Source organism: Pseudoalteromonas sp. NSLLW24, from assembly GCF_015864725.1.
Classification (GTDB): Bacteria; Pseudomonadota; Gammaproteobacteria; order Enterobacterales; family Alteromonadaceae; genus Pseudoalteromonas; species Pseudoalteromonas arctica.
In genome coordinates this window covers 145,646-157,459 of sequence record NZ_JADYWQ010000010.1, presented here as the reverse complement: position 1 = coordinate 157,459, position 11,814 = coordinate 145,646, and the positions used below count along the sequence as shown (strand labels likewise).

Here is an 11,814-nt window from a genome sequence, read left to right as displayed (position 1 = left end):
GTTTTACCGTGGTCAACGTGGCCAATTGTACCAACGTTTACGTGCGGTTTTACGCGTTCAAACTTTTCTTTTGCCATCTTAAAAAATTCCTAATAAAGAAATTAAAGCCTGACTCACTATTGAGCCAGACAAGCTAAAATTATATAACAGCGCGAGCTGAAATTATTGTATCTGCAACGTTTTTAGAGGCTTCAGCGTACTTCACAAACTCCATAGAGTATGAGGCACGGCCCTGTGTTGCAGATCGTAAAGCAGTCGCATAACCAAACATTTCAGAAAGAGGAACCTGCGCATTAATTTGCTTAAGTCCACCTAATGCATCTTCCATGCCTTCGATTATGCCGCGGCGACGGTTTAAGTCGCCAACTACATCACCCATATTTGAATCAGGAGTGAGTACTTCAACCTTCATTACTGGCTCTAGTAGTACAGGGTTAGCTTTAAGCGCCCCATCTCTCATTGCCAGTGAACCTGCTATTTTAAATGCCATTTCATTCGAATCTACATCATGGAATGAACCATCATATAAAGTCGCTTTAACGCCAAGTAATGGGTAGCCTGCCAGTACACCTTGAGACATTTGCTCTTGGATACCTTTGTCTACCGCAGGGACGAACTCTTTAGGAACAGAACCACCTACGGTTTCGTTAACGAACTCGTAAATTGGTGACTCATCATCCGTAATATCCATCGGTTCAAGTTTAATCCAAACGTGACCATATTGACCACGACCACCTGACTGACGTATAAACTTCCCTTCAACCTTAACAGTTGAACGAATAGCTTCTCGGTATGAGACCTGCGGCTTACCAACGTTACATTCAACACTGAATTCACGTTTCATACGGTCGACGATGATATCTAGGTGAAGTTCACCCATGCCAGAGATTATAACCTGGCCTGATTCTTCGTCAGTTTGTACTCGAAAAGAAGGGTCTTCAGCAGCTAGTTTACCCAGCGCGATACCCATCTTATCTTGGTCAGCTATAGTGCGGGGCTCAACCGCAATAGAGATTACTGGTTCAGGGAATTCCATACGCTCAAGCGTAATAATAGAATTCGGATCACACAGTGTTTCACCTGTTGTTACGTCTTTAAGACCAATAGCTGCCGCGATGTCGCCTGCGAAAACTTCTTTGATCTCTTCACGAGAGTTTGAATGCATCTGTACGATACGGCCAAGTCGCTCACGCTTACTTTTTACTGGATTATATACCGTGTCACCCTGTTTAACAGTACCAGAGTAAACACGGAAAAAGGTCAAGGTTCCAACAAACGGGTCTGTTGCAATCTTAAAAGCGAGTGCAGCAAACGGCGCTTTATCATTAGCTGGACGTTCTTCCTCAGTACCATTTTCTAGGATACCTTGGATTTGTTTCACTTGCTCTGGTGAAGGCATATATTCAACAACGCAATCAAGCACAGCTTGAACACCTTTGTTTTTAAATGCGCTACCACAAGTAACTGGAACAATCTCATTAGCTAATGTTCGTTGGCGTAAAGCATTTTTAATTTCTGCTTCACTTAACTCTTCACCTTCTAAGTATTTATCCATTAGTTCTTCTGTTGCTTCAGCAGCGCTTTCAACTAAGTGAGAGCGCCATTCTTCAGCTAATTCCAGAAGTTCTGCCGGTATTGCCTCATAAGAGAAAGTCATACCCTGGTCCGCTTCGTTCCAGTTAATCACTTTCATTTTTATAAGGTCAATAACACCTTTAAAGTCGTCCTCAGCGCCTACAGGCAACTGAATTGGAACAGGCGTTGCTCCAAGACGAGATTTCACCTGGCTAACCACAGCTAAGAAGTCAGCGCCCGTGCGATCCATTTTATTTACGAAGATCATTCTCGGAACTTCGTATTTGTTCGCTTGACGCCAAACTGTCTCAGTTTGCGGCTGTACACCAGATGAAGCACAAAGAACAACTACCGCACCATCTAATACGCGTAAAGAACGCTCTACTTCGATAGTGAAATCTACGTGTCCTGGAGTATCAATAATATTGATACGATGGGCGTCAAATTGAGCGTCCATCCCTTTCCAAAAACACGTTGTTGCAGCAGAAGTGATTGTGATACCACGCTCTTGTTCCTGCTCCATCCAATCCATAGTTGCAGCGCCATCATGTACTTCACCGATCTTATGAGAAAGACCCGTGTAGAACAGAACACGTTCTGTTGTGGTGGTTTTGCCTGCATCTACGTGAGCGACAATACCTATATTACGATAGCGCTCAAGTGGAGTTGTACGTGCCATATGATCCTCTTAAAGGTTAAAGACAGATTACCAACGGTAATGAGCGAATGCTTTATTCGCTTCAGCCATACGGTGAACGTCTTCACGTTTCTTAACCGCAGTGCCTTTATTATCAGAAGCGTCAACGATTTCTTGAGCTAAACGTAAGCCCATAGATTTTTCGCCACGCTTACGTGCAGCGTCTACTAACCAACGCATACCTAATGCGTTACGACGAACTGGACGTACTTCAACTGGTACTTGATAAGTTGAACCACCAACACGGCGAGATTTAACTTCTACCTGTGGGCGGATGTTATCAAGTGCAGTTTCAAAGATTTCTAGGTGCGACTTGCCTGATTTCTCAGCAGCCACGTCTAGCGCACCATAAACAATTTTTTCAGCAGTAGATTTCTTGCCGTCTAACATCACGATGTTAACGAATTTAGCAAGAAGTTCCGATCCGAACTTAGGATCTGGAAGAATTTTACGTTGACCGATTACGCGTCTTCTAGGCATTTTGTATCTCCGGTTTATTCAGGTTTGCTCTTTCGAGTCAATCACCCAAAACAATAATTATAAATATTTAGTGCTTGGCCTTACTAACGGAATACAATTAGCCTTTAGGGCGTTTTGTACCGTATTTAGAACGAGCTTGACGACGATCGCTAACGCCTGCACAGTCAAGTGCACCACGAACAGTGTGAAAACGCACACCTGGTAAATCTTTAACACGACCACCACGGATTAGGATTACACTATGCTCTTGAAGGTTATGACCTTCACCGCCAATGTATGAAGTTACTTCGAAACCGTTAGTTAAACGTACACGTGCTACTTTACGTAACGCCGAGTTTGGTTTCTTAGGTGTAGTTGTATATACGCGAGTACATACACCGCGCTTTTGCGGACACGCTTTTAGTGCAGCTGAGTTACTTTTCGTAACCTTGCTACGGCGTGGCTTACGCACTAGCTGGTTAATAGTTGCCATTTAAATAGCTCCTGAAATTAAAATTACTACTGAAAAAAATAAAAAATCCGCCCTTTATTTACGAGCCTGCATTAAGCACACAAGTAAATGGGTGGCGGAATTTTAATGAGCAAAGTTTAACCTGTCAACCTAAACTAACCGCAAGACAGCATATAACTGCCTTGCGATTACTTAATCTATTGATTAAGAACAGTTTATTGATTTCCAGACAAATCAGCATTTAGAGCGTCTGTAAGTGCTTGAGTTGCCTCTTCTGCACTTACTGTTTGCTCTTCTACTACTACTTTGCTTTGTTTACGGCGAGCCATACGTTCTTGATGATACGCAAAACCGGTACCGGCTGGGATCAAACGACCCACAATTACGTTTTCTTTAAGACCGCGAAGTTCATCGCTCTTACCATTCACTGCCGCATCTGTAAGAACACGTGTTGTCTCTTGGAAAGACGCTGCAGAGATGAAAGATTCTGTTGCTAGTGATGCTTTTGTGATACCCATTAACTGGATTTCAAACTTAGCTGGTATCTTACCTTGTTTTTCAAGGTCACGGTTTGCGATATTAACGCGCGCCACTTCGATTTGTTCACCGGCTAAGAAGTCAGTATCACCGCCGTGCATAATGGTACATTTACGTAACATTTGACGGATAATTGTTTCAATGTGCTTGTCATTGATCTTAACGCCTTGCAAACGGTAAACCTCTTGCACTTCGTTAACGATATAGTTAGCAACATGAGTCACACCACGTAGGCGTAAGATGTCATGCGGTGATTCAGGACCATCGGCGATAACTTCACCTTTAGACACTTGCTCACCTTCAAACACGTTAAGTTGACGCCATTTAGGAATCATCTCTTCGTAATGATCACCTTCAGCTGGAGTAATAACTAAACGCTTCTTACCTTTAGTCTCTTTACCGAAGCTAATTGTACCAGTTACTTCAGCTAATATAGCTGGTTCTTTTGGCTTACGAGCTTCAAATAAGTCGGCTACGCGTGGTAGACCACCCGTGATATCACGAGTTTTCGAACCTTCTTGCGGAATACGTGCTAACACGTCACCTGGGTTTGCTGTAACGCCGTCAATAACTTCAATCGTTGTGAATGAAGGAAGACGTGTTTCTTGCAGACCGCGCTCTTCACTTTCAATGATAAGCTTTGGTTCTTTCGTATTTACTTTAGCAAGATCTTTTACAACTACACGGGTTAAACCAGTTAGCTCATCAGTCTGTGCTTCAGTATTTGAATCATCGATATCGCTAAACGATACTTTTGACTTATGCTCAAGAACGATTGGGTGACTATGCGGGTCCCAAGTAGCAACAATGTCGTTACCTAGAACTTCAGCATTGTCTTGCACTGTTAATACCGCACCGTAAGGTACTTTATAACGCTCTTTCTCACGACCATGACTATCAATGATAGTAATTTCCGTAGAACGAGAGGTAATAACAATCTTACCGTCTGTGTTTAATACGTACTTAGAGTTATGAAGTTTTAATGTACCGTTAGTTTTAACTTGTACATTATTTTCTGCAGATGCTCTAGATGCCGCACCACCGATGTGGAAGGTACGCATTGTTAACTGTGTACCCGGCTCACCAATTGACTGTGCCGCGATAACACCCACCGATTCACCAGCGTTGATGATATGACCACGTGCTAGGTCACGACCGTAACAGTTAGCACAAACACCAAAGTCATTATCACAAGTGATAACAGAACGTACACGAACTTCATCTACTGAATGCTCTTCTAAAAGATCACACAGTTTTTCGTCTAGCATGATATTACGTTCAACAAGCACTGTATTAGTACCTGGAATCACAATATCTTCAGCAACAACACGACCTAGAACACGTTCACGAAGTGCTTCTACAACATCACCACCTTCAATAAGCGGTTTCATTGTTAAGCCATCTTCTGTGCCACAGTCATCTTCATTGATTACCAAATCTTGTGCAACGTCAACTAGACGACGCGTTAGGTAACCCGAGTTTGCTGTTTTAAGTGCTGTATCGGCAAGACCTTTACGCGCACCATGCGTTGAGATGAAGTACTGAAGTACGTTTAGACCTTCACGGAAGTTAGCTGTGATTGGCGTCTCGATGATTGAACCATCTGGACGTGCCATTAGACCACGCATACCCGCCAACTGACGAATCTGTGCAGCACTACCACGAGCACCTGAGTCGGCCATCATAAACACTGAGTTAAATGACGGTTGCTCTACTTCTTCACCTTGTGCATTGATAACTGTGTCTTTCGACAAGTTAGACATCATCTCACGTGATAAGTTTTCGTTTACACGTGACCAGATATCGATAACTTTGTTGTACTTTTCACCAGCCGTTACAAGACCTGATTGGAATTGTTGGTTGATTTCAGTAACTTCAGCTTCAGCTGATTCAATTATCTGTGCTTTAACCGGTGGGATAACTAAGTCATCAATACCGATAGAAACACCTGACTTCATTGCATAATGGAAACCGGTGTACATAACTTGGTCAGCAAAGATAACTGTATCTTTAAGACCTAGACGACGGTAACACTCATTCAATAAGCCAGAAATCTGCTTTTTACCTAGCGGCTGGTTGATTGACGCAAACGGCATGCCTTTAGGTAAAATTAGAGACAGAATCGCACGACCAACAGTTGTATCGATAACAGTAATAGTATCTTCTACTACGCCGTCTTCGTTTTTAACTGATTGGCTAATACGTACTTTCACAATTGCGTGAAGGTCTGCATTGCCACTGCGGTATGCTTTTTCTGCTTCTTTTGGATCTTTAAATATCGCGCCTTCGCCTTTAGCGTTAATGCGGTCACGAGTCATGTAATAAAGACCCAATACAACATCCTGTGAAGGAACGATGATTGGCTCACCATTCGCAGGAGATAGAATGTTGTTTGTTGACATCATCAATGCACGAGCTTCAAGCTGCGCTTCGATTGTTAACGGTACGTGTACCGCCATTTGGTCACCATCGAAATCGGCGTTGTAAGCCGCACATACTAATGGATGCAAATGAATCGCTTTACCTTCGATAAGCACAGGTTCAAACGCTTGGATACCCAAACGGTGAAGTGTTGGTGCACGGTTAAGTAATACTGGATGTTCACGAATTACTTCGTCAAGTACATCCCATACTTCCGGAACTTCACGTTCAACCATCTTCTTAGCAGCTTTGATTGTCGTAGCCATGCCGCGACGTTCTAATTTGCCATAGATGAATGGTTTGAATAGCTCTAGTGCCATCTTCTTAGGAAGACCACATTGGTGAAGCTTAAGTGTAGGACCAACTGTGATTACAGAACGGCCTGAATAATCCACACGCTTACCAAGTAAGTTCTGACGGAAACGACCTTGCTTACCCTTGATCATATCAGCAAGAGATTTAAGAGGACGTTTGTTAGAACCTGTAATTGCACGACCACGACGACCGTTATCAAGTAGCGCATCTACCGCTTCTTGTAACATACGTTTTTCGTTACGTACAATAATGTCTGGTGCTGCTAAATCTAGTAGACGCTTAAGACGGTTATTACGGTTAATAACACGACGGTAAAGGTCATTTAGATCAGATGTCGCAAAACGACCACCGTCTAATGGTACTAATGGGCGTAGATCAGGTGGCAATACTGGAAGTACTGTCATGATCATCCACTCAGGGTTATTACCTGATTGGTGGAACGATTCCATTAACTTAAGACGTTTAGTGATTTTTTTACGCTTAGTTTCAGAGTTAATTGTTGGTAACTCTTCACGCATCTCAGCAATTAATTGAGCAAGATCAAGTTCACGAAGCAAGTCTAAAACTGCTTCAGCACCCATCTTAGCTTCAAACTCATCACCGTGCTCTTCTAGTGAATCTAAGTATTCTTCTTCACCTAATAACTGACCACGCTCAAGCGTTGTCATACCAGGTTCAGTTACTACGAATGATTCGAAGTAAAGAACACGTTCAATATCACGAAGCGTCATATCTAGCATTAAGCCAATACGTGACGGTAATGATTTTAAAAACCATATATGTGCAACTGGGCTCGCAAGGTCGATATGACCCATACGATCGCGTCGCACTTTAGTGAGTGTTACTTCAACGCCACACTTTTCACAGATCACACCACGGTGTTTAAGGCGTTTATATTTACCACATAAACACTCATAATCTTTCACTGGGCCGAAAATACGGGCACAGAATAAGCCATCGCGCTCAGGCTTGAAAGTACGGTAGTTAATAGTCTCAGGTTTCTTTACTTCACCGTATGACCATGAACGAACCATGTCTGGTGAAGCAAGACCAATGCGAATTGCATCGAATTCTTCGGTCTTATTTTGTTGCTTCAGAAACTTAAGTAAGTCTTTCACCTTAGCTCTCCTGTCGGAGTTAATCTTGAGGACGGATAATCTCGTCCCTACATTCTATTCAGCCGTAACAGATGCTGCAGCGTTAACTGCAGCATCTAATTGGCTTAATTTTCTTCCAACTCGATGTTGATACCCAGTGAGCGGATTTCTTTCAACAATACGTTGAACGATTCTGGCATACCTGGTTCCATTTTATGGTTACCATCAACGATGTTTTTATACATCTTAGTACGACCGTTCACGTCATCCGATTTCACTGTTAGCATTTCTTGTAGAGTGTAAGCAGCACCATAAGCTTCAAGTGCCCATACTTCCATCTCACCAAAACGCTGGCCACCGAACTGTGCTTTACCACCCAGCGGCTGCTGAGTAACAAGGCTGTAAGAACCAGTAGAACGTGCGTGCATCTTATCGTCAACCAAGTGATTAAGTTTAAGCATGTACATGTAACCAACAGTTACTTGACGTTCAAACTGATCGCCAGTACGGCCATCATAAAGTGTAACCTGACCACTACGAGGATAGCCCGCAAGCTCAAGCATGTCTTTGATTTCGCTTTCTTTCGCGCCATCAAATGCAGGAGTAGCTATTGGTAAACCACCTTTTAAGTTTTCAGCTAGACGACGAATTTCGTCATCAGTGAAGCTAGCAATATCTACAACTTGGCGAGATTCGCCAATTTCGTATGCTTGCTTGATGAAGTCACGTAGCTCATGAAGCTCACGTTGCTCTTTCATCATCTCTTCAATACGTTCACCGATACCACGTGCAGCAAGACCCATATGTGTTTCAAGGATCTGACCGATGTTCATACGTGATGGTACACCTAGTGGATTCAATACGATATCTACCGTACGACCTTTGTCATCGTAAGGCATATCTTCTACTGGTACGATAGTCGAGATAACACCTTTGTTACCATGACGACCCGCCATTTTATCACCCGGTTGGATACGACGTTTAACAGCTAGGTATACTTTAACAATCTTAAGTACGCCTGGTGCTAAGTCATCACCTTGGGTAATTTTACGACGTTTGTTTTCAAACTTCTTATCGTATTCAGCTTTAAGTTCATCGTACTGTGCAGCTAGTTGCTCAAGCTCAGCTTGCTTGTCTTCTTCAGCAAGGCTTTGCGTAAGTACTTTTTCAGCATTTAGAGATGCAAGTTTATCTTCATCAAAACCAGCAGCTATAAGTAGCTTACGTGCACGGTCTAAAACGCCAGCTTCTAAAATACGGAACTCTTCGTTGAAGTCTTTCTTCGCTTCGCGAAGCTGCATGTCTTCAACTTCTAATGCGCGTTTATCTTTTTCAACACCATCACGGGTGAAAACTTGCACGTCAATTACAGTACCAGTTACAGAATTTGGTACACGTAAAGAGCTGTCTTTAACGTCAGACGCTTTTTCGCCGAAGATAGCACGCAGTAGCTTCTCTTCAGGTGTAAGCTGTGTCTCGCCTTTAGGAGTCACTTTACCTACTAGGATATCGCCGCCTTTAACTTCAGCACCAATATATACAACGCCTGATTCATCAAGCTTGCCTAGCGCAGACTCACCCACATTCGGGATATCTGCAGTGATCTCTTCTGGACCTAATTTAGTATCACGGGCAACACACTGTAGTTCTTGAATATGGATAGTCGTTAGACGATCTTCTTCAACTACACGCTCTGATAACAAGATTGAATCTTCGAAGTTGTAACCGTTCCATGGCATGAATGCCACGCGAAGGTTTTGACCAAGGGCTAAGTCACCTAAGTCAGTCGAAGGACCATCTGCTAACACGTCACCACGAGTAACCGGTTCGCCAACCATACAAGTTGGTTTTTGGTTAATACATGTATTTTGGTTTGAACGTGTGTATTTGGTTAAGTTGTAGATGTCGATGCCCGCTTCACCAGGAATGCGTTCTTCTTCATGTACATTTACAACGATGCGACTTGCGTCAGCATACATTACTTCACCACCACGTTTAGCAACGATAGTTACACCAGAATCTTTCGCTAGTGTTAACTCAATACCAGTACCTACTAACGGCTTATCCGCTTTCAATGTTGGTACTGCTTGACGTTGCATGTTTGAACCCATCAATGCACGGTTAGCATCATCGTGTTCTAGGAACGGGATAAGTGCTGCCGCTACAGAGATCACCTGTTGTGGTGATACATCCATATACTGCTGGTCCATGCGACCCATAAAGGTAGATTCACCTTTGTGACGACATGGGATAAGTTCATCAACAAACTCATTGGTTTCAGTTAAGTTTGAGTTCGCCTGTGCGATAACAAACTGACCTTCTTCAATGGCTGATAAATAATCAACTTCATCAGTTACAACACCGTCTACCACTTTGCGGTAAGGTGTTTCTAAGAAACCGTAGTCATTTGTACGTGCGTACGTAGACAACGAGTTAATTAGACCGATATTTGGACCCTCAGGAGTCTCGATTGGACATACGCGACCATAGTGAGTTACGTGAACGTCACGTACTTCAAAGCCTGCGCGTTCACGAGTTAGACCGCCCGGACCTAATGCAGAGATACGACGTTTATGCGTAACTTCTGATAGTGGGTTATTTTGGTCCATAAACTGTGATAACTGAGACGAGCCGAAGAACTCTTTAACCGCTGCCGAAATAGGCTTAGCGTTAATAAGATCTTGTGGCATTATCGCGTCAAGGTCACCTAAGCTTAAACGCTCACGTACAGCACGTTCAACACGTACTAGACCAACACGGAATTGGTTCTCAGCCATTTCGCCAACACTACGTATACGACGGTTGCCTAAGTGATCGATATCATCAACATCGCCTTGACCGTTACGAATAGCAATTAATACTTTCATAACAGACACGATGTCTTCTTTGCTTAATGTGCCAGGGCCTGTGTCTGTATCGTAACCAACACGGCTATTGAACTTCATACGACCTACAGTAGATAAGTCATAACGTTCTTCAGAGAAGAACAAGTTCTGGAATAAGGCTTCAGCCGCGTCTTTCGTCGGTGGCTCGCCTGGGCGCATCATGCGGTAAATTTCTACTAGTGCTTCTAAACGGCTGCTTGCAGAGTCAATGTTTAATGTATTTGACATGTAAGCACCGCTGTCCACTTCATTGATATATAACGTATCAATTTTAGTGTAACCGGCTTTAACCAATTCAGCCATTAGCTCTAGAGTTAGCTCGTCATTTGCATTTGCAATAACTTCACCAGTTGACTCATCAACATAGTTTTTAGCTACAATACGGCCAATGATGTACTCATGTGGTACTTCTAATTGCTTAATGCCTTTCTTTTCGATGCTCTTGATGTGGCGAGCCGTAACACGACGACCGCTTTCAACAAATACTTCACCGTCTTCGCTCTTGATATCAAAAGCGGCAGTTTCACCACGTAAACGCGAAGGTACAAGTTCCATAAGAACTTTACCATTCGTTACTTCAAACGTAGTGTTATCGAAGAACATATCTAGGATTTGTTCGCTAGAATACTCTAGTGCACGTAGGATGATAGACGCCGGTAATTTACGACGACGGTCAATACGTACATATAAGTTATCTTTTGCATCAAATTCGAAGTCTAACCATGAACCACGGTAAGGTATAACGCGTGCGTTATATAATACTTTACCCGATGAATGGGTTTTACCGCGGTCGTTATCAAAGAATACACCAGGGCTACGGTGTAGCTGAGAAACGATAACACGCTCTGTACCATTGATTACAAAAGTACCGGTATCTGTCATGAGCGGAATTTCGCCCATGTAAACTTCTTGCTCTTTAATGTCTTTAACTGTGCCTGGTGCTTCTTTGTCCATAACAACAAGACGCAGTTTCACGCGAAGTGGAGCAGAATAAGTCACACCGCGAATTTGACATTCTTTTACATCGAAAACTGGCTCACCAATACGGTAACTTACGTATTGAAGCTCAGAATTTCCCGAGTAGCTTTTAATAGGGAACACAGAACGGAAGGCAGCTTCCAAACCATGATCGCCATCAGCGTCCGGCACTAAGAATTTTTTAAACGATTCTAACTGTGTAGACAGTAAAAAAGGTATATCCAAAACTTGTGGACGTTTACCAAAATCCTTACGGATACGTTTCTTTTCAGAATAAGAGTAAGCCATGGGGTTCCTCAGCTTGCTGATCTTTGACCCGACCTGTTCTTGTAAGAACAGACTTAACTGGCAGCTATGCCAAGATTTTACAACATTTAA

At 42.9% G+C, this 11,814-nt stretch carries 5 protein-coding genes and 1 pseudogene; all 6 read right to left on the bottom strand.

What is annotated here, in order from left to right; genetic code table 11:
- Positions 1-77: pseudogene (locus I6E72_RS12470) on the bottom strand (GTP-binding protein); the annotation flags it as partial.
- Positions 78-139: 62 nt separating this feature from the next.
- Positions 140-2,254 carry an elongation factor G gene (gene fusA, locus I6E72_RS12465; RefSeq protein ID WP_007580132.1) on the bottom strand — a complete coding sequence of 705 codons (2,115 nt, stop codon included), beginning with the start codon at positions 2,252-2,254 and terminating at the stop codon, positions 140-142.
- A 27-nt stretch (positions 2,255-2,281) separates the two neighbouring features.
- A complete protein-coding gene (gene rpsG, locus I6E72_RS12460; RefSeq protein WP_010555004.1) occupies positions 2,282-2,752 on the bottom strand; it encodes a 30S ribosomal protein S7 in 471 nt (156 codons plus the stop codon).
- A 97-nt stretch (positions 2,753-2,849) separates the two neighbouring features.
- Complete coding sequence (rpsL, locus tag I6E72_RS12455) at positions 2,850-3,224, bottom strand: 30S ribosomal protein S12 (RefSeq protein WP_008165517.1); 375 nt, start codon at positions 3,222-3,224, stop codon at positions 2,850-2,852.
- Positions 3,225-3,418: 194 nt separating this feature from the next.
- Complete coding sequence (gene rpoC, locus I6E72_RS12450; RefSeq protein WP_007580130.1) at positions 3,419-7,594, bottom strand: DNA-directed RNA polymerase subunit beta'; 4,176 nt, start codon at positions 7,592-7,594, stop codon at positions 3,419-3,421.
- A 104-nt stretch (positions 7,595-7,698) separates the two neighbouring features.
- On the bottom strand, positions 7,699-11,724 hold the full coding sequence (rpoB, locus tag I6E72_RS12445) for a DNA-directed RNA polymerase subunit beta (RefSeq protein ID WP_007580127.1): 4,026 nt from the start codon (positions 11,722-11,724) through the stop codon (positions 7,699-7,701).
- Between the last annotated feature and the right edge of the window lie 90 nt (positions 11,725-11,814).